Origin of the sequence: Streptomyces sp. NPDC051738, from assembly GCF_044453205.1 — a bacterium.
GTDB lineage: Bacteria > Actinomycetota > Actinomycetes > Streptomycetales > Streptomycetaceae > Streptomyces.
The window spans coordinates 120,537-144,397 of the sequence record NZ_JBITCM010000022.1 but is presented as its reverse complement, the minus strand read 5'-3'; the positions used below and the strand labels follow the sequence as shown (position 1 = coordinate 144,397).

The window sequence follows — 23,861 nt, the reverse complement described above, 5'->3', positions numbered from 1 at the left end:
GTCTTGGACTGGACGAGAACGCACGCAGTGATCCGCAGGTCTGTTTCACCGGCTCCTCAGCGGCGTACGGCGCTGGCAGCCGTGCTGGCCGGGGTCCTCGCCGTCGGCTTCCTCGTCGGTGCCTCGAACGCCCGAGGTGAGTCGAGACCGGCGGGGGGACCGGCGCCTGCCGAATGTCCCGCCGATCTGGTCGGTCAGGCCAGTTGCTACAGCGGCCTCGACGCCAACGGCGCCTACTACGCGATAGCCGTGCCCGACGACTGGAACCGTTCCCTCGTCGTGCACGCCCACGGCGGGCCCGATCTCGGTGCGGGCTCCGATCCCGCCCGCAGCCTCGACGACCTGGGCCGCTGGTCGGTGATGGTGAAGGAGGGCTACGCCTGGGCGGGCTCGTCGTACCGCCGCGGCGGCTACGGGACGCGGATGGCCGCCGCCGACACCGAGAGCGTGCGCCGGCTGTTCGTCGCGGAGTTCGGCGAGCCGCGGCGGACGTATGCGCACGGCCAGTCGTGGGGCGGGAACGTCGCCGCGAAGGTCGTCGAGACCTACGGCGGGCGGCGCGGGGCGTACGACGGGGCGCTGCTCACCAACGGCGTCCTCGCCGGTGGCTCGCGGGGCTACGACTACCGCGTCGACCTGCGCGTCGTCTACCAGTACTACTGCGGCAACCACCCTCGTCCGACCGAGCCGCAGTACCCGCTGTGGCAGGGGCTGCGGGCCGGCTCGACCATGACGGCCGCCGGACTGCGCGCCCGGTTGCAGGAGTGCACCGGTTACGCGTCGGCGCCCGAGGAGCGGACCGCGCCGCAGCAGCGCAACCTCGACGACATCCTGGCGGTCACGAGGATCCCGGAGCGACGCTGGAGTCGCATCTGCGGTTCGCGACCTTCACGTTCCGGGACATCGTGCACGACCGCCTCGGGGGCCGGAACCCGTTCGGCAACCGGGGCGTCCGGTACTCCGGGTCGCACGACGACGAGGCGCTCAACGCCGGTGTCGAGCGGTTCGCCGCGGACCCGACGGCCGTACGGGATCTGTCCTACGACAGCGATCTCACCGGCAAGGTCCCGGTGCTGACGCTGCACGCGATCGACGATCCGACGGCGTTCGTGGAGCACGAGGCGGCGTACCGGGCCACGTTGCGCGGGGCCGGTCGGGCGGGGCACCTGGTGCAGACGTTCACTCGGGAGCGCGAGCACAGTGAGCTGAGCGATGCCGAGTACGCCGCGTCCGTCGCCGCCCTGGACACGTGGGTGCGCAAGGGGAAGAAGCCCACGGCGACGTCGGTGGCCGCGTCGTGCGGCGGATTCGACGAGACGTACGGCACCGGCTGCTTCTACGACGCCGGCTTCCGCCCGGGTCCGTACGCCTCACGCGTCGAGCCGCGGCCGGGCGGGCTGCGATGGCCGGCCATGACGGCAGGTCAGGAGCGGGCATGGAGCGGGATCGAGGGTGTCGGGATCGCTCCCTGAGCGAGGTCGGCCGGACCGGTCTATCGTCCTGGCATGGGATCCGTGCGTGCCCTCCTCATCGACATCGACGGGGTCCTCACCGTCTCGTGGCGGCCGCTGCCCGGGGCGGTCGAGGCGCTGCGGGAGATCCGCGCGGCCGGTCTCGGTGTCGCGCTGGTGACGAACACGACGTCGCGGACGCGGGCGTCGATCGCCCGGGTGCTGGCGGAGGCGGGGTTCCCGGTGTCCGCCGAGGACATCCTGACCGCGCCCGCCGTCACCGCCGCGTATCTCGCCGAGCACTGTCCGGGCGCGCGGTGTGCGCTGCTGAACAGCGGGGACATCGGGGAGGATCTGGGCGGGGTGACCGTGGTCGGTGAGGACGAGGGCGACGACGCCGTCGCGGACGTCGTGGTCGTCGGGGGTGCCGGGCCCGAGTTCGACTACGCGGCGCTCAACCAGGCCTTCGGGCAGGTGCAGCGCGGGGCGCGGCTGGTGGCCATGCACCGGAATCTGTACTGGCGGACGGACGAGGGGTTGCAGCTCGACACCGGCGCGTTCCTGGTCGGTCTGGAGAAGGCCGCGCGGGTAGAGGCGGAGATCACGGGGAAGCCTTCGGCCGCGTTCTTCGAGGCGGCACTGGCTCATGTGGGGGTCGGTGCACGGGAGGCGGTGATGGTCGGTGACGACATCGAGTCGGACGTGCTGGCCGCCCAGCGGGCCGGGGTCACGGGGGTGCTCGTCAGGACCGGGAAGTACCTGCCCGAGACCCATCGGGCGGCGAGCGGCACGCCCGACCATGTGATCGACTCATTCGCCGATCTGCCGACGCTGCTGGGGGACCTGCGGGAATCAGCGCAGCAGTAGCTGCAGGCCGCCCACGACCGTCGCCGCGATGACGAGCTGCTCGAACAGCCGCTGGTTGATCCGGTCCACGGCCCATCTTCCGATCAGCGCACCGGGTACGACGAAGATCACGAGGGCGGCGTCGAGCAGGAGCGAGGGGCCGTCGATGAGGCCAAGACCGGCGCTGAAGGGCACCTTGGAGACGTTGACGATCAGGAAGAAGAAGGCGGAGGTACCCAGGAAGCCGAGCTTGCGGAAGCCGGCCGACAGCAGGTACATCGACATCACGGGGCCGCCCGCGTTGGCGACCATCGTGGTGAAGCCGCCGAGGACGCCGTAGGAGCGGGCCTTGACCCGGCCTGTGCGGGTGCCGACCGCGTCCGGTTCCGCCTCCTTCTCGGCCGTGCGGCGGCGCCACACCGTCACGGCCGCCATCATCAGCAGGATCGCGCCGATCGACGTACGGACGATCCCGTCGTCCGCCCACACCAGGAACAGCGTGCCGAAGACGACGCCGGCCGCGACCGCGGGGAACAGCCGCCACAGCGTGGGCCAGTGGGCGTGCCGTCGGTAGGTGAGGACGGCGAGCACGTCACCGGCGATCAGGATCGGCAGGAGGACGCCGGTGGAGGCGCGGGCGGGCAGTACGGCGGCGAAGATCGCCAGGCTGACCGTGTTGGCCCCGCTCACGGCCGTCTTGGAGAAGCCGACGAGCAGGGCCGCGAAGGCGAGCGCGGCGAATTCCCAGCCTGTTATGTGCCAGAGGTTCATCGTGTCCATGCGGAGACCGATGGTATGTGCAGACAACAGGTACTGGTAAGGACCGTCTCGCCAGTCGGGAGTGCTAGTGCCGCTCCACCAGCACCGCGCTCCCCTGCCCCACCCCCACACACATGGTGGCCAGTCCCCGCTCCGCCCCCGTCCGCCGCATCCGATGCAGCAACGTCGTGAGGATCCGTGCGCCCGAGCAGCCCAGTGGATGCCCCAGTGCGATCGCGCCGCCGCTCGCGTTGACCAGGTCGGGATCGATGCCGAGCTGGTCCACGCACGCGAGTGCCTGTGCGGCGAACGCCTCGTTGAACTCGGCCTCCTGGAGGTCGGCGATCGTCCAGTCGGCGCGGGCGAGGACCTTGCGGGTGGCGGGGACCGGGCCGATGCCCATGACGTCGGGGTGGACACCGGCCGAGGCCCCGGCGACGTAGCGGCCGAGGGACTCCAGGCCCAGTTCGTTCAGGGCCTCCTCGCTGACCAGGAGCAGTCCGGCCGCACCGTCGTTCATCGGTGAGGCGTTGCCCGCGGTGACGGTGCCGCCTGCGCGGAACACCGGTTTCAGCCGGGACAGCTTCTCGTACGACGTGTCCTCGCGGACGCATTCGTCGCTGTCGACCAGCACCCCGTCGGGGCGCCGCACCGGCAGGATCTCGTCGTCGAAGTGGCCGTATTTGCGGGCGTCGGCGGCCCGTTGGTGGCTGCGCAGCGCGAACTCGTCCTGCCGCTCGCGCGGGACGCCGTACCGCTCGGCGACCTCCTCGGCCGTCTCGCCCATGGCCAGCAGCCCGTGCAGTTCCTTCATCGCCGGGTTGACCAGGCGCCAGCCGAGCCGGGTGTCGACGGTCTCGATGCGGTGGGGCAGCGCCTCGTCGGGGCGGGGCAGGACGAAGGGGGCGCGGCTCATCGACTCGGAACCGCCGGCGAGCACGATGTCGGCCTCGCCGGCCGCGATGGTACGGGCCGCGGTCGTCACCGCCTCCAGTCCGGACGCGCACAGGCGGTTCACCGTGGCGCCGGGGACCGACTCGGGCAGTCCGGCCAGCAGCGCGGCCATGCGGGCGACGTTGCGGTTGTCCTCGCCGGCCTGGTTGGCGGCGCCCCAGTACACGTCGTCGATGCGCGCCGGATCCAGCGCGGGCACATCCGCGACGAGGCCCCGGATCACGGTCGCGGCGAGGTCGTCGGGCCGTACCGACGACAGCGCTCCGCGGAGTTTGCCGATGGGGGTGCGGCGGGCGGCCGCGAAGTGGACGGGACGCACGACAGGTCTCCTGACCGGGCAGTTTCGAATCGGCGCCCGTGGATCGGCGCCTCTGAATCAGCACACCACTATCTGAATCAGCACACCATTAATTAGCACCGCTAGTTTTGGACTATAGACCGACCCACAGCACCCTGGGAAGATCCCGGGAACCCCGCCCAAGCAGCCGGAGGAGACGAGGAGCCATGACCGACGCCCGCGAGCACGTCCTCGAAGGAAGCCGGGGTTCGATCGCCGTCCGCGAATGGCCGCATCCCCGGCCCCGGTACCTCGCGCTGGTGATCCATGGCTACGGAGAGCACGCCGGCCGGTACGCCGAGGTCGCGCGTGCCCTGGTCGCGCACGGTGCGGCCGTGTTCGGGCCCGATCACCTGGGGCACGGAAGGTCGGCGGGCGAGCGGGTGGTGATCGAGGACTTCGAGGACGTGGTCGCCGATGTGCACGCCGTCGCCGCACTGGCCCGGGCCGCGCATCCGGGCGTACCGGTCGTCATGATCGGGCACTCCATGGGCGGTCTGATCGCGGCCCGGTATACACAGCTCCACGGCGACACGCTCACCGCCCTGGTGCTGTCCGGGCCCGTGATCGGCGACTGGGAACTGCCCCGGCGGCTGCTCGCCCTCGACGCGATCCCCGACACCCCCATCAGCCCGGCCGCCCTCTCCCGCGACCCCGAGGCGGGCGCGGCGTACGCGGCGGATCCGCTGGTCTGGCACGGCCCGATGAAGCGGCCGACGGTGGAGGCGTTCGCGCGGATGCTGGACACCGTGTCCAAGGACGGCGGCATCGGGCGGGTGCCGCTGCTGTGGCTGCACGGCGACGGTGATCGCCTGGTCCCACTGCTCGGCAGTCGCACCGGCATCGAGGAGTTGCGCGGGGAGGAGCTGACCGAGCGCGTGTATGCGGGTGCCCGGCACGAGGTGTTCCACGAGACGAACAAGGCGGACGTGTTCGCGGACGTCATCCGCTTCCTGGACGGCGTGCTCGCACAGTGAGACGCGTCGCGTTTGCCCCGGTTCGCCCTGGGCACCCGCGCCGGCGTGGAGCAAGCAGCCAGAAGGAGGAGCTCGGTATGACTGTCATCAAGAGCACGCTCCCCGAGTCGGCCCGCCGGGTGGCCGGAGACGCCTTGCAGAGCACTCTCGTCGATCTTCTCGGGCTCTCACTGATCGGGAAGCAGGCGCACTGGAACATCGTGGGCCCGCGCTTCCGCTCGATCCACCTCCAACTCGACGACGTGGTGTCGGTGGCCCGCACGTTCGCAGACACGGTCGCGGAGCGCTCCGCCGCGCTCGGCGTCCCGCCCGACGGCCGGCCGGAGACCATCGCCGCCGCCTACACGCTGCCCGGCCCCAAGGAGGGCTGGGTGCGCGACACCGAGGTCGTCCAGCTGATCGTGGACACGCTGGAGACGGCCATCGGACGGCTGCGCGAACGCATCGAGGCGACCGCCGAGCCCGACCCGGTGACGCAGGACCTGCTGATCGGGATCACCAGCGAGCTGGAGAAGCAGCGCTGGATGTTCGACGCGGAGAACTGGCCGCGCGGCGAGTGAACAGGAGGCGTGTCGGCGCGGGGCTCGCTCGGCGAGGCGGTCGGGGAGAAGATCTCGCCGTACGCGAGGGCAGGGCCTCAAGCGCTGACCCTCGCCTCCCTGCCCACACCCCACTCACACCTGCCTGCCTCGCGCCCCCGCTCACACCTCCCTGACCCACTCCCCCCGCTCAGCCGAGCAACCACCCACCGTCCACGGCGAGTTCGACCGCGTTGACGGACCGGTTGCGCAGCAGGAAGTCCACCGCGTCCACGACGTCCGCCATCGTGGCGAGCCGTCCGATGGGCGTCCTGGCGCGCAATCCCGCCAGCACCTCCTCGGGCCTGCCCGCCCAGTGCGGACTGTCGCCCACGACCCCGGGATGCACGGCGTTGACCCGCACGGGCGCCAACTCGACGGCGAGGGTGTTCACCAGACCGCGCACCCCCGCGTTGACGGTCGCGACTGTCGTCGCCCCGGGGTAGGGGCGCTCCTTGGCCTGACCGCCGAACAGCACGATCGCGCTGTCGTCGTGCAGCCGGGGCCGCAGAGCATGCACGACCTCGGTGTAGCCGACGAGCTTGACGGTGACGAGTCGCAAGGCGGCGTCGATGTCGTACTCGGCGACCCGGTTCTCGTCCCGTGAGATGCCCGCGATCACCAGGTGGTCCACCCGCCCGACCCCGGCCAGCGCGCCGGCGATCTCATGAGGCCGCGAGAGGTCCAGGGCGATGCCCTGCGCGGCGCCGACCTCCTTCGCCACCGTGTCGGCGCGATGCGCGTCCCGGCCCGTGAGCACCACCTCGTCGCCCCGCCCCGCGCGCAGGCGGGCGAACTCGCGGCCGATCCCGGACGTCCCGCCGACGACCACCACACTGCTCATGACTCCAGGGCCTCCCTCAGGTACTCCCAGTCCCTCGTGAACCGGTAGGAGTGGCGCGGCGGCGGCTGCGGTGCCTGGGTCTCCAGCCAACGCACCGGCCCCTGACCCGCGTTGGCGAATCCGTGCACGCATCCCGCCCCCGCCCAGGCGACGTCACCGGGCACAAGCCGATACCGCTCACCGTCGAAGGTGGCGTCCACGACGCCCGCCAGGATCAGGTACGTCTCCTCGAAGGGGTGATCGTGCGTGCCCGCGACGCCGTCGGGGGCGTACTGCACCATGAACATCGTCGAGGCGACCGCGCCGAGGTCGCTGTCGACCATCATCTTCACGGTGATCCCGCTGTACACGAGCAGCGCGGTGCGCATGCTCGCCGACACCGCGAGCAGGTCCTGCGACTGCTTGCCGGGGTCCATCTGTGCCGGTTCGAAGTGGCCGAAGGACCGGGTGCGCGGGTCGCGGACGTCGATGCGGACGGGGTCGCGCTCGGGCAGCGCCGGCACGGCTTGGGTGTCGTGCCCGTAGCGGGCGCGCGGCACCGGCGCGAGCATGTCGGCCCAGCGCCCGCCCGTGTCCCCGGTGCCGCGCCAGGCGTGCGGGACGCCGGTCGGGAGGAGGCCGTAGTCCCCCTCTTCGAGGAGGTACGACCCCTCGGGCACGTCGAGGATCACGGCCCCGTCGAGCACCTGGAGGCTCTCCTCGTACGAGTGCACATGCGCGGCGACCCGGCCGTCGGGCCGGATCTCGCACAGGCCGAAGCCGGTGTGGACGCTGCCGTCGCTTTCGCCCACCAACTCCCGCCGCCGATGGCCCAGTTCGTCGTACGGCGGCTTCGGGACGTCGGCGGCCCGGCGCACCAGGTGTCGGGTCATGCGGCGCTCTTCGCCTCCTTCGCGGCCAGCAGCCGGTCGCGGGACTCCTGGACCAGCCGCAGGGCCCGGTCGACGTCGGCCAGCAGCCTGCCGTCGCGCTTGCGGATCACTCCGTCGACGATGACCGTGTCGACGTTGGAGACGTCCGCGGACAGCGTCACCGCGGCCGCCGCATCGTGTACCGGAGCGACGTTGAGGGCGGTGGCGTCGATGGCGACGACGTCGGCGCGCTTGCCGGGGGTGAGGGAGCCGGTGCGGTCCTCCAGACCCGCGACGTGTGCGCCGTTGCGCGTCGCGATCGCCAGCATCTGACGTGCCGTCAACATGGTGTCGGGAACGGGGAGATTGGCTTTCCAGCAGTCCGCGTTGACCCGGGCCCGCTCGGCGCCGAAGGCCGCGCGGATCTGGGTGAACATGTCGCCGGGTACGGTGGTGACGACGTCGATGCTGAGCGACGGCCGCAGTCCGAACTCGATGGCCTTCATCACGGGTGGCCAGCCGTGCCCCATCTGCGCCTCGACCTGCGGCGCGATCGACACCGTACCGCCGCTGTCGGCGACCATCTGCCACTCCTCCTCGCTCAAGTAGCAGCAGTGGATGTAGGTGGTGTCGGCGCCGAGGAGCCCCAGGTCGTTCAGCTGCTTGACCATGCCGAAGCGGCCCGCCAGCCGGCCCATCGCCACATGCACCGTGATCGGGATGTCCAGCTCACGGGCGAGGGCCCACTCGGCGGTGACGACGTCGCCCAGGCAGAAGCCGGGGCCGCGAGTGGCCAGCGCCATGGTCAGCAGGCCGTCGTCGGAGGAGAAGTGGGTGCCGCGGATCCGTCGTACGTCGTCGCCCGGGATCGCGATCTTGCTCTCGAACCAGTAGTCGGCGAGCGAGGTGTTGGCGCTGCCGTACGCGTACTGGGCGCGGATACCGGCCTCCGTGAGGCCCTGGATCGCGGCGTCCGGATGCGCCGGCGTGTTGTTGATGTGCGACCAGTCGACGAGGGTGGTGATGCCGGCGTTCAGGCACTCCAGCGAGCCCGCGAGGTTGGCCGCGTACACGTCCTCCGGGGTGTACAGCGGTGCAAAGGTGTCGAGGATGTCGACGAAGTAGTCGTCCAGGGTGGCGTCGGGGGCGACGTTCCGGATGGACGCCTCCCAGGTGTGGCGGTGGGTGTCGACGAAGCCGGGGATCACGATCCGGCCGGTCATGTCGAGCACGTCCGCGTCGGCGCTGATCTCGCGCTCCACGGAGGCGATCCTGCCGTCCTCGATGAGGACGTCGCCCTGGGGCAGCTCCCCGATACCGGGGTCCATCGACAGCACATGACCGCCGCGCAGGAGTATCCGATTGCTCATCGCCCTTCCTCCCATGGGGTGTTCAGTAGGCGGCGAGTCCACGTACGGCCGCCACGACCTTGTCGACGGTGGGGATCACGCGCTCCTCCAGTGCGTCGGCGAACGGCAGCGGGACGCACTCCCCCGCCACCCGCCTGAGGGGTGCGTCCAGCAGGCCGAACCCCTCGTCGGCGACGACCGAGACGAGCGTGGCGCCCCAGCCGCCCTGGTACGGGTTCTCCTCGACGGTGACGAGCCGCGAGGTCCGCCCGAGCGAGGCCAGCACGGTGGTGACGTCCAGCGGCACCAGGCAGCGCAGATCGACGACCTCCGCCTCGATGCCCTCACCGGACAGCAGCTCGGCGGCCTTCAGCGCCACCGGCACCATCGAGGCGAGCGCGACGAGGGTGACGTCGGCGCCCTCGCGGACGACGGCGGCACGGCCCAGCTCGACGACGTGGTCCCCGGGCGGAGACGCGCCCTTGGAGGCGAGGAGCCCCTTGTGCTCGAAGAAGACGACCGGGTCGTCGCTGCGAATCGCCGCCGCCATCATGCCGATCACGTCGGCGGGGGTCGCCGGTGCGGCGATCTTCAGCCCGGGGATCGTGAACGCCCAGTTCTCGGTGGCCTGCGAGTGCTGGGCGCCGAAGCCGAGCCCGCCGCCGTTGGCGGTGCGCACCACGAGCGGGACGGTGACCTGACCGCCCGTCATGTACCGCACCTTGGGGATCTCGTTGGCGAGGTAGTCCCAGCAACAGGCCAGGAAGTCGGAGAACATGATCTCGGCGACGGGCCGCATCCCGGTCATCGCCGCGCCCATCGCGGCCCCCACGATGGCCTGTTCGGAGATGGGCGTGTCCCACACCCGCTCGGGCCCGAACTCCTTGAACAGCCCCACGGTCGTCTTGAACACCCCACCGGCCTCGCCGATGTCCTCGCCCAGGCACACCACGGACGGATCGCGCCGCATCTCCCGCGCGATGCCCTCGGCGACCGCGTCCCGGTAGCTGATCACGTCCGCCACGCCGCACCTCCGTCCGCCCATACGTCGGTCATCGCCTCGTCCGGATCGGGCGGCGGCGCGGCCTTCGCGGCCTCAACGGCTTTCAGTACGACGGTCGTCGCGCGCTCGTCCGCCTCCCTGACGACGGCCTCGGGCACCCCCGACTCGATCAGCCGCCCGCGTGCCAGGTCCAACGGGTCGTGCTTCAGCCAGCGTTCGACCTCCTCGGCCGGACGGTAGGTCGCCGGATCGGCGCGGCTGTGTCCGAAGTGGCGGTAGGTCCGCGCCTCCAGCAGTGCGGGCCCGTCTCCTGCCCGGGCCCGCGCCGCGAGGCGGGCCACCGCCTCCTCGACGACGACCACGTCGTTGCCGTCCACGACCTCGCCCGGGATGCCGTACGACGGCGCCCGGTCGGCCGCGGGCCGGGCCACCGCCGTGACGTCGGCGATCGGCGTGTACTCCATGTACAGGTTGTTCTCGCAGACGAACAGCACCGGCAGCTTCCATACGGCGGCCAGGTTGAGCGCCTCGTGGAAGGCGCCGATGTTGGTGGCGCCGTCGCCGAAGAAGGCGACCGCGATCTGGTCGGTGCCGCGCAGCCTGGCCGACCAGGCGGCCCCCGCCGCCATGGGGAGGTGTGCGCCGACGATGGCGTAGGAGCCGAGCATGCCGGTGGACGCCTTGGTCAGGTGCATGGAGCCGCCCTTGGCCTTGCACAACCCCGTTGCCCGGCTCATGAGTTCGGCCAGGCACTCCTCGGGGGACGCGCCCCGCGCCATGGCGTGGTGGTGGCCGCGGTAGGTGGCGAAGACGTAGTCGTCGGGGCGCAGGGCGGCGCTCGCGCCGACGGCGATGGCCTCGTGTCCGGCGGCGAGATGCGTCGTGCCCTTGACCAGGCCCTGGAGGAACAGGTCGTGGGCGGCCTTCTCCGTACGGCGGATGACGGTCATCTGCTCGTAGGCGGCGAGGAGTTCGGCCGGTTCCATCAGCGTGCCCCGTTGTCGCGGGGGGTGTTGCGGGATGTGTTGAGGTGGGACTGCGCTTCGCGCCGGGTGTTGAGTTCGCCGCCGACCGTCCAGTACTTGCGGCCCGCCACCAGCAGTTCCTCCGCCGGGAACTTGGTGATGACCTCGCAGCCGTCGGCGGTGACGACCAGTTCCTCCTCGATCCGGGCGGCGGACCAGCCGTCGGCGGCGGGCCAGTAGGTCTCCAGGGCGAACACCATGCCCTCTTCGAGGACTTCGGGGTGGTCGAGGGAGACCAGTCGGCTGAAGATCGGCTTCTCCCAGATCGACAGGCCGACTCCATGGCCGTACTGCAACGCGAAGGCGGCCGTCTCGTCGGCGAAGCCGAACTCCTCGGCGCGCGGCCAGACCTGGACGATGTCGGCGGTGGTGGCACCGGGACGGACGAGGTCGATGGCCTGGTCCATGTACTCGCGGCAGCGGACATACGCGTCGCGCTGGGCGCCGGAGGCGCTGCCGACCGCGAAGGTGCGGTAGTAGCAGGTGCGGTAGCCGAGGTGGCTGTGCAGGATGTCGAAGAAGGCGGGGTCGCCGGGGCGGATCAGGCGGTCGCTGTAGACATGCGGGTGCGGTGAACAGCGTTCGCCGGAGATCGCGTTGACGCCCTCGACGTACTCGCTGCCGAGGTCGTACAGCACCTTGCTGACCACCCCGACGCACTCGTTCTCGCGCACGCCGGGGCGCAGATAGCCGTACAGCTCCTCGTACGCGGCGTCGACCATCGCGCAGGCCTGGGTGAGCAGGGAGATCTCGTCCGGGGTCTTGATGCGGCGGGCCTCCAGGAAGACCTGCTGGCCGTCGACGACGTCGATGCCCTCGGCGCGCAGGGCGGTGAGGATCGGCATCTCGGCCACGTCGATGCCGAGCGGCTCGCCGGCCAGGCCGTGGGCGCCCAGTTCGGTGACGATCTTCGCGGCGACGTCCTCGGCTATACCTGCGTCGGGGTGGAAGGCGCCGCGGAGTGTGGAGATGCCGGCGCGGGCTCCGGTGGGCGGGCCCTCCTTGCCGTCGCTGTAGTCGAGCCACGGGTTGTAGAGCTGGTGGTGGCGGGCGGCGGAGCCGAAGTCCCAGACGATCGGTTCGGCGCCGCGCACCAGCAGGGCGAAGCGGATCAGCTTGTCCATCGCCCAGGTGCCGATGTGCGTGGCGGTCATGTAGCGGATGTTGGCGAAGTCGAAGCTGAGCACCGCGCCCAGCTCGGAGCGGTTCAGGGTCTCGTTGAGGCGGGCCAGCCGCTGTCTGCGCAGCCGGTCCAGGTCGACGCGCTCTTCCCAGTCGACGGCATTGGGTCCGAATGTGCGGATCGCCATGGCGACCACCCCCACCTCGGAGTGAACGTCCGCGCGCCGCGAGTGTCAAGTGCCACTGAACACGCACCAGACACCGACGGCCGGTACAGCACCATCATTGCGGTAGCGGTGCGGGGTCGTCGACTCGAAGCAGACCGCGTCGCCGGGGCGCAGTGTGTGCTCGTCGAAACCCAGGGTGAGGATCAGTTCGCCCGAGGTCAGATAGCCGTACTCGGTGCCCGTGTGGCGCATGAGGCCGCCGGAGCTGGAAGAGGCACCGCCGGGTCGGTACGTCACCAGCAGGAAGTCCACGTCGGTGCCGGGGACATGGCCGAGACGCTCCCATACGACACCCGAGTCCAGCTCCAGCACCTCCCGCTCGCCCGGCGTCACCAGCGGGCCGATGCGGCGGCCGGGGTCGGCGGCGAAGGCGGCCAGGGCGTGCATGACGGTGCCGGGGAGTGTGCCGGGCGGCGTGCCGGATGCCGTAGTCGCCGGGGACACGGCAGCGGACTCGCCCGCGTCGAAGAGGGACTCGACGGAGATGCCGAGGGCCGTCGTGATGGCGTACAGGGTGCTGACCGAGGGCTGGCTCTTGCCGTTCTCGATCTGCGAGACGAGGCTCGCCGACATGCCGATCTCACGGGCGAGCGCCCGCAGGCTCGTCCCACGTTCCAGGCGCGCCTGCCGGATGCGCGCACCGACGGGCGGAACGGCGGCGGGTGGCATGGGCGGCTCCTTTCGGCAGGCCGGGCAGGGAACGGGCAGGTATCAGGGTGCGTTCGCTCTCGTTCGCTCTCATTGAACAGTAGGTGAGGCTGCGCAGTATCACGGCCCTCAAGGCTTCCCCACGGGAAACACCGCCCGCACCTCCCACCCCACCGCGCCCCGCGGCCCGGCGTGCAGTTCGCCGCCCAGTGCGGTCACCCGCTCCTTCAGGCCCACGAGGCCGAAGCCGCCGCCGTGCGCGGCCACAGGGAGCTGAGTGCCGCCCCGGCCGTCGTCGGCCACCGACACGTCCAGACGACCGGCATCGTCCCGCAGGCGGACCTCGATGTGGGAGGCGTCGGCCGCGTGGCGGCGGATGTTGGTCAGCGCCTCCTGGACGACGCGGAAGGCCGCGGCCTGCACCTCGTGGGGCAGATCGTCGGAGACGGCGGCGTCACGGCGCAGGGTGACCCGCTGGACCGGGCTCGCGAAGCCGTCCGCCAGTTCTGCGATGCCCGCCAGGTCGCCGACCGGGCGGCGGTCGGCCGCCTCGTCCCCGGTGTCCCGCAGCACACCGACGGTGCGGCGCATCGAGGCGAGGGCCTCGGTGGCGGCGCGCTCTATGCCGGCCAGGACCGGGTCGAGCTCCTGCGGCTGGGTCTGCGCCATCATGCGGGCCATCTGTGTCTGCACGAGGATCCCGGTGACATGGTGGGCGACGAAGTCGTGCAGGTCGGCTGCGATGGCGACGCGTTCGGCGCGCCGGGTCTCGCTGACGGCGAGCGTCCGCCGGTAGTCCATGGTGCGCAGGTACACGGCGAGCCCGACGAAGATGCCCATCAGCACCAGGCCGACCAGCATGAAGGCCTGCGCGTCCCCGGCCACCGACCGGGCGTACCGCACCGGCAGCAGGAGCAGGGCGACCGCGTCTAGGACGCCGCAGATCACGGCCCAGCGCGGCGGGCAGTGCCGTACCGCGATGAACAGCAGGCACAGCAGGATCACGACCTCGCCGGGACCGAACAGGTTCTTCGCCCCGGCCAGCAGGGAGCCCGCCGTGTACAGGATCGAGGCGAGGGCGGGCACGGCGGTGCGCACCTGCGGTGTGAGCCACTCGGGCCGTCGCTCGTCCGGCCACAGCACGGCGGCGAGGCCCACCAGCAGGACGGCCAGGGTCGGCCAGACGGGGCTCGCCGTCGGCGGGACGCTCGTCCCGTCGGACCCCGCGTACAGGACGTCGACGACACAGGCGGCGAGCAGGAGCCCGACGGCGAAGCCACGGGCGCAGCCCCGGGGAGAAGCAGACTTCATGCCGATCACGGTAGGCGAGGCCGCGCGGGGCGGTATCGGCCGTTCGGCCGAGGGGAGCGTCACCGGCTCCGGCCTTATGGCCGAGGCGAGCGCCCGGTCTCGCGGGCGAGGGTGGTGACGCATCCTCACCACGGACATCTGGAGCATCCGATGCAGCGCAACAAGTTCCTCGTCGGCGGCGTCGGCGGCGTGACCGCCGTGGTCGCGCTGGGCGGCCTCGGCACGTATCTGTTCGCCGGTACCGAGTCGACGACCGGCCTGGACGGGCACAGCACGGCATCGGTGGACGGCCACCGGGCACTCGCGGCGAACATCGTCGCGGCCCGCACGCAGAGCAAGTATCACCCGCTGCCCTGGGTCGGCGCGCAGGTCTCCGGCGTCACCTGCCCGACCGGCCTCAAGGCCGTGGCCGGCGCGTCCATCACCTGCACCGGCAGGAAGAACGACAGCGAGGTCGTCCGCATACCCGTCCGTGTGACCAAGGCCGACGCCAGAAGCGTCACCTGGAAGTTCGAGCGCTGAGAAGGGGCGACGACAAGACCATGAGCACCGTCCTGGCCGGACACGGCCTCGTCAAGAAGTACGGCTCCACCACGGCCCTGGCCGGGGTGGACGTGGAGGTCCGCGAGCGCGACTCGCTGGCGATCATGGGCCCGTCGGGGTCCGGCAAGTCGACCCTGCTGCACACCCTCGCCGGGATCATCCGGCCCGACGGCGGCCAGGTGCTGCTGCGGGGCGAGCGAATCGACAGGCTCGGCGAGAACAAGCTGAGCGACCTGCGCCGTAAGCGATTCGGGTTCGTGTTCCAGTTCGGCCAGTTGCTGCCGGAGCTGCCCGCCGAGGAGAACGTCGCCCTGCCTCTGATGCTGGAGGGCATACCCCGCAGGCAGGCCGTCGCCCGCGCCCGCCGCTGGTTCGCGCCGCTGGGCCTGGAGAGCCTGGAGCAGCGCCGCCCCGGACAGCTCTCCGGAGGCCAGGCCCAGCGCGTCGCCATCGCCCGCGCGCTGGTCGCCGAACCGGACGTGGTCTTCGCCGACGAGCCCACCGGCGCCCTTGACCAGCGCACCAGCGAGGAGGTGGTCCGGCTGCTGACCTCGGTCACCCGTGCCTCCGGCGCCGCACTGGTGATGGTCACCCACGACGCCGACGTCGCCGCCCACTGCGACCGAGTCCTCCAGGTCCGCGACGGCCGGATCAACAACTACAGCCAGTACACGGTCGCCTGACCACGCGATCGACAGCCAGTTCACGGTCGCCTGACCGCGCAACCGACAGCCACTAAACGGTCGCCCGACCGCGCAACCGACAGCCAGTCCACGGTCGCCCGACCGCGCAACCACCCCCGGAGACCTGCCCATGCGTTCCCCCGTCCTGCCCCTGACCTGGCATCTCGCCAGGTCCGCCGGCCGCCGCGGCCTGCAGAGCCAGCTGCTCGCGGCCGGTGCCGCCGCTGTCGGCGCGTTCGTGATGCTGGTGATGATCGCCGCCACCGTCGGCTCGGACGTCCGCGCCGACCGCACGGCCTGGCGCACGCCCGACGCCGTCTCGGCCCAGCAGGCCACCGCCGTCCAGGCGCTCGCCACGACGTACGTCCGCCATGAGCCCGTCACCGTCGTGTCGCTGGCCCAGCTGCCCGGCCGCAGGGCGACCCCGGCCCCGCCCGGGATGAGCGCGTTCCCGAAGAAGGGAGAGGTGTACGTCTCCCCCGCACTCGCCGAGCTGATGCGGAAGCTGCCGCCGGGTCAACTGGCCGACCGCTTCCCGAAGGTGACGTCGTACGGCACGCTCGGCGCCGCCGGGCTCGCCTCCCCCGACGAACTCGTCGCCGTGATCGGGCGGGCTCCTGGTGACCCGGCTGTCTCGAAGGCGGCGGAGGGCGGTGCCACCTGGTTCGACCTGGGGCAGGCGGCGCGCGCCGACATCTCCGGGTTCTCCGGAGGCAAGGCGAGCCTGTTCACCGCCATGGACCAGGGTGGTGCCCTGCTGGGCGTGGTGCTGCTGGCGATGCCCGTCGTCGTGCTCTCCTCCGCCGCCGGACGGCTCGGCGCGGCCCGGCGCGAACAGCGGCTCGCCGCACTGCGGTTGGCGGGAGCGACCCCACGCCAGATCCTCGCCATGACCGGCGTCGAGGCCGCGGTGGTCGGCGCGGCCGGGGCACTGACGGGGGCGCTCGCCTACGTGGCGTCGCTGCCCGCCCTGGCGGAGGTGCCGTACGGCCTCGGGGCCTGGTACCCGAGCCAGCTGTGGGTGGGTCTGCCCTGGCTCGCGGCCGTGGTGGCGGGGGTCACCGCGCTCCTCACGGTCAGCGCGGTGACGATGCTGCGCCAGGTGGCGACCTCGCCGCTGGGGGTCGCCCAGCAGGCGAACCCGCGCCGCACCCGCTGGATCCGGCTCGCGCTGTTCGCGGCGGCGCTGCTCGTCATCATGCAGTTCTCCGGGGGCGGCATGTCGAACCGCACGGCGCTCGCTCTGCTCCTGCTCTTCTACGGCGCGTTCTGGCTGTTCGGGCCGTGGGCCGTCGACCGGCTGGGCAGGCTGGCGGGCCACTTCGCGCGCCGCCCCGCGACCCTGCTGGCCGCTCGTCGGCTCAGCGACGACCCTCGCGGTGCCTGGCGCACCGTCAGCGGTCTGGTGCTCGCCGGGTTCGCGGCCGGGTTCTTCACGGTCAGCCAACTGGGCGCCGAGACCTCGCAGTACCGCGACCAGGTCGCGATCGCCACCACGACCGCGGCCCACGCCCGGCAGACCGCCACCGAGGCCCGTACGCTGCTCGACCGCGGTGGCGTCGACGCCACCGTCACTGTCGGGAAGAAGGACGACTACGACAATCTGCTGGGCGGCGAGCCGGGCGTGATCGTCCGGGTCACCGAAGGATCTTCGGAAGGGGCCGGGGCTTCCGCCGGATCCGGGACATCCGGTGGATCCGCGGCGTCCGGTGGATCCGCGGCGCCCGGCGACTCCGCGCGAATCGACTCCGCCGTCACCGCCGTCACACCCGCCGCGTCGGGAACGCCGCTGTACTCCCAGGACTACGCGCAGGCCAACGACCGCACGGCCATCGCCCGCTTCTCCGACGTCAGTACCGCCACCCTGGCGTTGAGCTTCGTGGTCGCGACCGCCTCGGCCGGCCTGACCGCCGCCGCGAACGTCCTGGACCGGCGCCGGGTGTACGGGCTGCTGCGGCTGGCCGGAACTCCGCTGAAGGTGCTGGACCGGGCCCGGATCCGCGAGACGGTCCTCCCGCTGGTCGTGCTTGCCGGCGGCACCACCGCGATGGGCGTCTACGGCTCCTACCGCCTCAACCAGGCCTTCGACACCACCATCAACACCGCCGGCGCCCTGCAACTGGCCGCCTGCGTGGTCATCGGCGCGCTGGCCATGTTCGCGGCGATCAGCGGCAGCAGACCGCTGCTGCGCAAGGTCACGGCCGATCCCGCACAGACGGCGGACTGACCGTGGACCGCAGTCACCCGGGGGCCGCGTCCCTGGGGCATGATCGAGCCATGACCACCCCACCCCCGTCCGGGGCGCCCATCCGCGTCCTCATCGCCGACGACCAGGAGATGGTCCGCACCGGCTTCCGTTTCTTCCTCGACGCCCAGCCCGACATCACCGTCGTCGCCGAGGCCGCCGACGGCGAGGAGGCGGTGGCACTGGCCCGGCGGGAGCGGCCGGACGTCTGTCTGCTGGACATCCGGATGCCGAAGCTGGACGGGCTGGAGGCGACCCGGCTGCTGGCGGGGCCCGAGGTGGCCGACCCGATGCGGGTGGTCGTGGTGACCACGTTCGACCTCGACGAGTACGTGTACGGGGCGCTGCGCGGCGGCGCGTGCGGGTTCCTGCTGAAGGACTCGGGGCCCGCCCTTCTCGCGGAGGCGGTCCGCGCCGCCGCGGCCGGCGACTCGCTGGTCTCGCCGTCGGTCACGGTCCGGCTGCTCAAGCACGTCACCGCTCCGCAGTCCGAGCAGGCCCCCGCCGCCCCGGCGAGGCCCGCGCAGCTCACCGAACCGCTGACCGACCGCGAACTCGACGTCGTCCGCCTGGTCGCCCTCGGCCGCACGAATGCCGAGATCGCCGCCGAGCTGTATGTCTCCCTGTCCACGGTCAAGACACACCTGTCCAGCGTCCAGCTCAAACTGGCGGCCCGCAACCGCGTCGAGATCGCGGCCTGGGCCTGGCAGAACGGGCACGCGCGGCCCGGCGCGTGACAGTGGCTCCGAGGCGACGGCACTGCGGGCGGCGCTGCGGGCGGCGCTCACTCGAACGGTCCGCCGCCGCTGGTGGGCCGTCGGCCGCGGTGGTGCGCTGAGGGCACGCGTCACGTTCTCAGGAGGCACTCCCGATGATCCGTCGTACGTCCCGGCTCGCCCGTGTTCTCTCCTCGGCCCTGGCGGCGGGCGCTCTGCTGACCACCGCCGCCTGCTCGGACGACGGCGACAAGGACGGGGCACGGGACTCGGGCGTCACCGCGTCGCCCGCCGCCAGGAAGCAGCCGACCCCCTCGCCCACGGCCACCCTCACCGAGTCCGGCGCGCAGACCGCGCTGATCACCGCGGCGGACATCGAGGACGACTGGACGCAGGTCAAGGACACCGAGGCCGAGAACTGGCACGACTCCCTGCTCATCGGCACGGTCGACGTCTCCGACTTCCTCACCGCCAAGGCCGACGCCGCCGACTGCCAGCGGCTCATGGACTCGCTCTACGACGACGACCTGCTGGGCAAGCCGTCGGGGGCCAACGCGCTGCGCGGTTTCACACAGGACGACTCGCGTCTGCTGTACCAGGTCGCCTCCTACGACCGGAGCGACCCGCAGGACTCCTTGAACTGGATGGCGAAGCTGCCGGACGAGTGCGACCAGTTCACGATGACCGAGAACGGCGAGGAGCGCACCGTCCAGGTGATCGAGACCTCGCTGCCGAAGGTGGGCGACGCCCGGCAGGGCCTGCGGGTGACGGTGCAGGGCACGACCGACGGCGAGGGGGCCACGCTCACCCTGGACGTCGCCGCCGTACGCGTCGGCAACGACGCGATCACCGTCACGGCGGGCGGCCTCGACGGGGACGAGCACGACTCCGTCGAGCAGGCGGTGAAGCTGGGCACCCAGCGCCTCCAGGACGTCCTGGCCGGGAAGTCGCCGGCCGCGTCCCCCAGCGAGATCGAGTGACGGATCCGCGGCAGCTCTCCCGCCGCACGCCAACGGCCGTACCGGCTCTGCCGAATCCCGGGACAACGTGATCAACGGAGCGGCACAATGGCGGCGATGGCCGGTTTCGGTCGTGCGTGCGTGCGAGGAGAGGAACGAGTCGTGAGCGATGGCCACACCCCGGCGGGCGGGTCGGCGAAGCTGAACACCGGTGTGGCGCACAACGCGCGCGTGTGGAACTACTGGATCGGTGGCAAGGACAACTACGAGGTCGACCAGCAGGTCGGCGAGCAGGTCGCCGGGATGTTCCCGATCATCCGGGACATCGCCCGCGCGGACCGTGAGTTCCTCGGCCGGGCGGTGCGGTTCGTGGCCGAGGAGCGCGGCATACGGCAGTTCCTGGACATCGGAACCGGGCTGCCCACGGCGGAGAACACCCATGAGATCGCCCAGCTCGTCGCGCCCGACTCACGCATCGTGTACGTCGACAACGACCCGATCGTGCTCGTGCACGCCCGCACCCTGCTGACCGGCACCCACGAGGGCGTCACCGCCTACATCGACGCCGATGTGCACGACCCGGACGCCATCGTCGAGCGCGCCGGGCAGACCCTGGACTTCACCGAGCCGGTCGCGGTGATGATGCTGGGCATCCTCAACTTCGTGCTGGACTACGACAAGGCCCGCGACATCGTGCGGCGCGTCCTGGCCGCGGTCCCCTCCGGCAGCCTCCTGGTGCTGACCCACCCGACCTTCGACTCCGAGCTCGGCGGCGAGGGCCAGATCCCGGCGATGAAGTTCTGGAACGAGAACGCCACGCCGCCGATCACGGCCCGCAGCGGCGCCGACATCGCCGCGTTCTTCGAGGGTCTTGAGCTGCTGGAGCCGGGGATGGTGTCCTGCTCGCAGTGGCGCGCCGCCGACTCTCCCGCTGCGGTGCCGCAGTACGGCGCGGTGGCCGTGAAACCCTGACGCCCAGCAGGGACCGCACGACCCGAACCGGACCGGACCGAACCGGAGCGAACCGGCGCGGACAGACCGGCGCGGACCGGCCGAGCTCGTCGAGGAGACCGTATGACCACCCTTGCCGACCCCGTCCCGGGCGGGCGTCCCGGTGATGTCGAGCGGGCCGGCGCGCTGAGCGGCGAACTGTCCGGGCGGGGTGTGCACGGGATCGTGCTGGCCTACGTCGACACGGCGGGCGTGGGCCGGGTGAAGACGATCCCGACGGCGAAGCTCGCGTCGGCGGCGGCCTGGGGCGTCGGGATGTCGCCGGTGTTCGACACCTTCCTGGCGGGCGACTCCATCGTCACGACCGACGTCCTCGGCTCCCCCGACGGCGATCTGCGTCTCTACCCCCACCTGGACCACCTGGTGGAGCTGGCCGGGCAGCCCGGCTGGGCGTGGGTGCCGGTCGACCGGATCACCCAGGAGGGCGAGCGGCATCCCGGGTGCAGCCGTACCTTCCTGCGGCGGACGGTCCGGGAGGCCGCCGAGCGCCACGGCATCACCTTCAGGGCGAGCATCGAGATCGAGTGGGCCGTCGCCCAACCGCCGGGCGCCGACGGCGCGTTCGTGCCGGCGGTCACGGGTCCGGCGTACGGCGCCACCCGCCAGGTCGAGTTGAGCGACTGCACGGCCGAGCTGCTCGCGGCGCTCGCGCGGCAGGGCGTGGAGGTCGACCAGCTCCATCCCGAGTACGCGGCCGGGCAGTTCGAGCTGTCGGTGGCCGCGCTGGACCCGGTGGCGGCGGCCGACCGCAGCGTGCTGGTCCGACAGACGATCCGCGCGGTGGCGCAACGCCACGGGCTCGCGGTGTCCTTCGCACCGGCGGTCTTCGGCCAGGGCGTCGGCAACGGCGGCCATGTCCACCTCTCCGCCTGGCGCGACGGCGTCAACCTGCACGCGGGCGGTGACCGCCGCCACGGCATGTGGCCCGACGCCGAGTCCTTCGCGGCCGGCGTCCTCACCCATCTCCCCGCCCTCACGGCGGTCACGGCACCGAGCCCGGCGAGCTACCTGCGGCTCAGACCCTCGCAGTGGGCCGGGGTGTTCACCGCGTGGGGCCGGGAGACACGGGAGGCGGGACTGCGCGTCGTCACCGGCACGGCGGGCCACCGCGACCAGGCCGCCAACCTGGAGGTCAAACCGGTGGACCTGGCCGCCAACCCGTATCTCGCGCTCGGCTGTCTGATCGCCGCCGGGCTGGACGGAGTGACGTCGGGCGCGCGGTTGCCCGAGGAGATCACCGGTGATCCGGCGCAGCTCGCTGCGCAGGTCGCGGCAGCCAGGGGCGTCCGCCGCCTACCGGTCTCGCTGCGTGAGGCCGTCAGACACTTCCGTGCGGACGAGCCGTTGCGGGCCGCGCTGGGCCCGGTCCTCACCGACGCCGTGATCGCCGTACGAGAAGGCGAGCTCGATGCCGTCGCCGGACTGAACGACGATCAAGTGGCCGCGGCCTACCGCTGGAAGTACTGAGATGAGCGCCACCGGCCCGGTCCACGAGGCGCTCGCGGCGCTGCCGCTGGTGGACCATCACTGCCACGGGCTGGTCACCGCCGACCTGGACCGCGAGGGCTTCGAGTCGCTGCTCACCGAGGGCGAGCCCTGGCCCGGCTTCTCGCCCTTCGACACCCCGGCGGGCGTGGCCGTACGCCGCCACTGCGCGCCGCTGCTCGATCTGCCGCGCCATGCCTCCGCCGACGCCTACCTGTCCCGGCGCGCGGAACTGGGCCGGCGCGAGGTGAACCGCCGGTTCCTGACCGCCGCCGGAACCGAGGTGTTCTGCGTCGACACCGGGTACACCCCGCACCGCCTCACCACACCCGGCGAACTGGCGGAGACCGCCGGCGGGGCCGCGTACGAAGTCGTACGGCTGGAAGCGGTCGCCGAAGCGGTGGCGGCGCAGGGGGTCGAGCCGGAGGCGTATGCCACCGCCTTCCGCACGGCCGTCGAGGAGGCCGTACGGCGTCCGGGCGTGGTGGCCGTGAAGTCGGTCGCCGCGTATCGCACGGGCTTCGACCTGGACCCGGCGCGCCCGGCGGACATCCTCGTCACCGCGGCGGCCCGGGCCTGGCTGGCGGAGGGCGGCCGACTGGCCGATCCGGTCCTGGTACGGCACCTGCTGTGGACGGCGGTGGACCTCGGACTCCCCCTCCAGCTCCACACCGGATTCGGCGACAACGACATCCGGCTGCACCGGGTGGACCCGACCCATCTGACGGACTGGCTGCACCTCACCAAGGGCACCATCCCCGTCCTGCTGCTGCACTGCTGGCCGTACCAGCGCCAGGCCTCCTATCTGGCGGCGGTGTTCGAGCAGGTGTACCTGGACGTGGGCCTCACCCTGCACCACGTCGGCCCGGCCCGGTCCCGGGCGATCCTGGCCGAGGCCCTGGAGATCACCCCGTTCCGCAAGCTGCTGTACAGCTCGGACGCGTATGGTCTGGCCGAGTTCTACCGGCTCGGCGCCCTGGCGTTCCGCCGCGGCCTGGGCGACCTGCTCCAGGACCGGGTGGACGCCGACGAACTGAGCCTGCCGGACGCGCTGCGGATCGCGGCGTGGACGGCTGGCGACAACGCCCGCCGCCTCTATGGACTGCCCGCCCCCGACCCCGCCCCCTCCTCCACCGCTCCCGAATCCCGTCAGCCCCGCGACTGAGCGTTCGCAATTCCCGGAAAGTATGATCAAGCAATGTCTGACATGACCGAAACCACGCCCGGCTGGCTGTCCCCCGACGAGCTGGAGATGGCACGCGCCCGCATGCCGATCCTCTACGTCGAGGCCGTGCCCGTGCGCATCGACGACAGCGGAGAGGTCACCAGCATCGGCCTCCTGCTGCGCATCGGACCGGACGGTACGGTCAGCCGGACCCTGGTCTCCGGCCGCGTGCTGCACCACGAGCGTGTCCGCGACGCCCTGCTGCGCCACCTGGAGAAGGACCTCGGCCCGGTGGCGCTCCCCCGCGTCCCGACCTCCCTGCAGCCGTTCACCGTCGCGGAGTACTTCCCGACGCAGGGTGTCACGGCGTACCACGACCCGCGCCAGCACGCGGTCTCCCTCGCCTATGTCGTCCCGGTCAGCGGCGACTGCCGCCCCCGCCAGGACGCCCTCGACCTGGTGTGGTTCAGCCCGCAGGAGGCGCTGTCCCCGGCGGTGCAGAGCGAGATGCCGGGCGGGCACGGGGTGCTGCTGAAGCAGGCGCTGGCGCATGTGGGCTGCGTGATCTGACTTCGCATGGGCCTCAGGCGCGCACCCGACGCGGGTCGAAGAGGGCGATGGGATGGTCGGTCGTTCCTTCGATGGCCAGGTCGGCGAGAATCTCGCCGACCACCGGCACGAACTTGAAGCCGTGCCCGGAGAAGCCGCAGGCGACCGTGACGTTCGAGTGCTCGGGATGCCGGGCCAGGACGAAGTTCTCCCACGAAGTCAC

The 23,861-nt window shown here is 71.8% G+C and carries 22 protein-coding genes and 2 pseudogenes; 13 read left to right on the top strand and 11 right to left on the bottom strand.

The window, feature by feature from the left end; genetic code table 11:
- Positions 1-27 precede the first annotated feature (27 nt).
- A pseudogene (locus ACIA8X_RS38185) lies at positions 28-1,472 on the top strand (hypothetical protein).
- A 33-nt stretch (positions 1,473-1,505) separates the two neighbouring features.
- Positions 1,506-2,318 (top strand): HAD-IIA family hydrolase, encoded by an 813-nt coding sequence (locus ACIA8X_RS38180; RefSeq protein WP_399460231.1) that lies wholly within the window; start codon positions 1,506-1,508, stop codon positions 2,316-2,318.
- Here ACIA8X_RS38180 and ACIA8X_RS38175 read toward each other — a convergent pair.
- Both ACIA8X_RS38175 and ACIA8X_RS38170 read right to left on the bottom strand, forming a co-directional pair.
- A complete protein-coding gene (locus tag ACIA8X_RS38175) occupies positions 2,304-3,077 on the bottom strand; it encodes a sulfite exporter TauE/SafE family protein (protein WP_393458934.1) in 774 nt (257 codons plus the stop codon). The two genes, ACIA8X_RS38180 and ACIA8X_RS38175, sit on opposite strands and share 15 nt — an antisense overlap.
- Positions 3,078-3,141: 64 nt before the next feature.
- Positions 3,142-4,329 (bottom strand): thiolase family protein, encoded by a 1,188-nt coding sequence (locus ACIA8X_RS38170; RefSeq protein ID WP_393458937.1) that lies wholly within the window; start codon positions 4,327-4,329, stop codon positions 3,142-3,144.
- A gap of 185 nt (positions 4,330-4,514) precedes the next feature.
- On the opposite strand from ACIA8X_RS38170, the gene ACIA8X_RS38165 reads away from it, so the two are divergent.
- Together ACIA8X_RS38165 and ACIA8X_RS38160 are read left to right on the top strand one after the other, a co-directional pair.
- Positions 4,515-5,324: an alpha/beta fold hydrolase gene (locus ACIA8X_RS38165; protein ID WP_399460230.1), complete on the top strand. Its 810-nt coding sequence runs from the start codon at positions 4,515-4,517 to the stop codon at positions 5,322-5,324.
- Between the two features lie 77 nt (positions 5,325-5,401).
- Positions 5,402-5,884, top strand: a complete 483-nt coding sequence (locus ACIA8X_RS38160; protein WP_399460229.1) for a Dps family protein — start codon at positions 5,402-5,404, stop codon at positions 5,882-5,884.
- A 169-nt stretch (positions 5,885-6,053) separates the two neighbouring features.
- On the opposite strand, the gene ACIA8X_RS38155 is transcribed toward ACIA8X_RS38160, so the two are convergent.
- From ACIA8X_RS38155 to ACIA8X_RS38120, 8 genes are all read right to left on the bottom strand, one after another.
- Positions 6,054-6,746: an SDR family NAD(P)-dependent oxidoreductase gene (locus tag ACIA8X_RS38155; protein WP_393458946.1), complete on the bottom strand. Its 693-nt coding sequence runs from the start codon at positions 6,744-6,746 to the stop codon at positions 6,054-6,056.
- Positions 6,743-7,618 carry a cupin domain-containing protein gene (locus ACIA8X_RS38150; protein ID WP_399460228.1) on the bottom strand — a complete coding sequence of 292 codons (876 nt, stop codon included), beginning with the start codon at positions 7,616-7,618 and terminating at the stop codon, positions 6,743-6,745. The genes ACIA8X_RS38155 and ACIA8X_RS38150 overlap by 4 nt, the downstream gene beginning before the upstream one ends.
- Positions 7,615-8,967 carry an amidohydrolase family protein gene (locus ACIA8X_RS38145; RefSeq protein WP_393458952.1) on the bottom strand — a complete coding sequence of 451 codons (1,353 nt, stop codon included), beginning with the start codon at positions 8,965-8,967 and terminating at the stop codon, positions 7,615-7,617. Before ACIA8X_RS38145 ends, ACIA8X_RS38150 begins: the two co-directional genes overlap by 4 nt.
- A 22-nt stretch (positions 8,968-8,989) precedes the next feature.
- Entirely contained in the window at positions 8,990-9,970 is a 981-nt protein-coding gene (locus ACIA8X_RS38140; protein WP_399460227.1) for an alpha-ketoacid dehydrogenase subunit beta, read from the bottom strand.
- Complete coding sequence (locus ACIA8X_RS38135; RefSeq protein WP_399460226.1) at positions 9,958-10,935, bottom strand: thiamine pyrophosphate-dependent dehydrogenase E1 component subunit alpha; 978 nt, start codon at positions 10,933-10,935, stop codon at positions 9,958-9,960. Before ACIA8X_RS38135 ends, ACIA8X_RS38140 begins: the two co-directional genes overlap by 13 nt.
- Positions 10,935-12,284 (bottom strand): M24 family metallopeptidase, encoded by a 1,350-nt coding sequence (locus ACIA8X_RS38130; RefSeq protein ID WP_399460225.1) that lies wholly within the window; start codon positions 12,282-12,284, stop codon positions 10,935-10,937. The genes ACIA8X_RS38135 and ACIA8X_RS38130 overlap by 1 nt, the downstream gene beginning before the upstream one ends.
- Positions 12,285-12,329: 45 nt before the next feature.
- Positions 12,330-12,992 (bottom strand): helix-turn-helix domain-containing protein, encoded by a 663-nt coding sequence (locus ACIA8X_RS38125; RefSeq protein WP_393458964.1) that lies wholly within the window; start codon positions 12,990-12,992, stop codon positions 12,330-12,332.
- A 108-nt stretch (positions 12,993-13,100) separates the two neighbouring features.
- Entirely contained in the window at positions 13,101-14,282 is a 1,182-nt protein-coding gene (locus ACIA8X_RS38120) for a sensor histidine kinase (protein WP_393458967.1), read from the bottom strand.
- A 150-nt stretch (positions 14,283-14,432) separates the two neighbouring features.
- Between ACIA8X_RS38120 and ACIA8X_RS38115 the strand changes: the two genes are divergently transcribed.
- The 9 genes from ACIA8X_RS38115 to ACIA8X_RS38075 all read left to right on the top strand — a co-directional run bounded on the left by ACIA8X_RS38115 (position 14,433) and on the right by ACIA8X_RS38075 (position 23,659).
- A complete protein-coding gene (locus tag ACIA8X_RS38115; RefSeq protein WP_393458970.1) occupies positions 14,433-14,804 on the top strand; it encodes a DUF4333 domain-containing protein in 372 nt (123 codons plus the stop codon).
- 20 nt (positions 14,805-14,824) lie between these two features.
- Entirely contained in the window at positions 14,825-15,508 is a 684-nt protein-coding gene (locus ACIA8X_RS38110; RefSeq protein ID WP_393458973.1) for an ABC transporter ATP-binding protein, read from the top strand.
- 130 nt (positions 15,509-15,638) lie between these two features.
- Positions 15,639-17,735, top strand: a complete 2,097-nt coding sequence (locus ACIA8X_RS38105) for an FtsX-like permease family protein (RefSeq protein ID WP_393458976.1) — start codon at positions 15,639-15,641, stop codon at positions 17,733-17,735.
- A gap of 50 nt (positions 17,736-17,785) precedes the next feature.
- A complete protein-coding gene (locus ACIA8X_RS38100) occupies positions 17,786-18,490 on the top strand; it encodes a response regulator (RefSeq protein WP_393458979.1) in 705 nt (234 codons plus the stop codon).
- Positions 18,491-18,624: 134 nt separating this feature from the next.
- Positions 18,625-19,449, top strand: coding sequence for a hypothetical protein (locus ACIA8X_RS38095; protein ID WP_399460224.1), 825 nt, complete (start codon positions 18,625-18,627; stop codon positions 19,447-19,449).
- A gap of 141 nt (positions 19,450-19,590) precedes the next feature.
- Positions 19,591-20,400: an SAM-dependent methyltransferase gene (locus ACIA8X_RS38090; protein WP_393458985.1), complete on the top strand. Its 810-nt coding sequence runs from the start codon at positions 19,591-19,593 to the stop codon at positions 20,398-20,400.
- Positions 20,401-20,502: 102 nt separating this feature from the next.
- Positions 20,503-21,906: a glutamine synthetase family protein gene (locus ACIA8X_RS38085; RefSeq protein WP_393458988.1), complete on the top strand. Its 1,404-nt coding sequence runs from the start codon at positions 20,503-20,505 to the stop codon at positions 21,904-21,906.
- 1 nt (position 21,907) lies between these two features.
- Positions 21,908-23,089, top strand: a complete 1,182-nt coding sequence (locus ACIA8X_RS38080; protein WP_393458991.1) for an amidohydrolase family protein — start codon at positions 21,908-21,910, stop codon at positions 23,087-23,089.
- 42 nt (positions 23,090-23,131) lie between these two features.
- A complete protein-coding gene (locus tag ACIA8X_RS38075; protein WP_177001334.1) occupies positions 23,132-23,659 on the top strand; it encodes an NUDIX hydrolase family protein in 528 nt (175 codons plus the stop codon).
- A 13-nt stretch (positions 23,660-23,672) separates the two neighbouring features.
- Here the strand turns inward: ACIA8X_RS38075 and ACIA8X_RS38070 are convergent.
- Positions 23,673-23,849: pseudogene (locus ACIA8X_RS38070) on the bottom strand (FAD-dependent oxidoreductase); the annotation flags it as partial.
- Positions 23,850-23,861 lie beyond the last annotated feature (12 nt).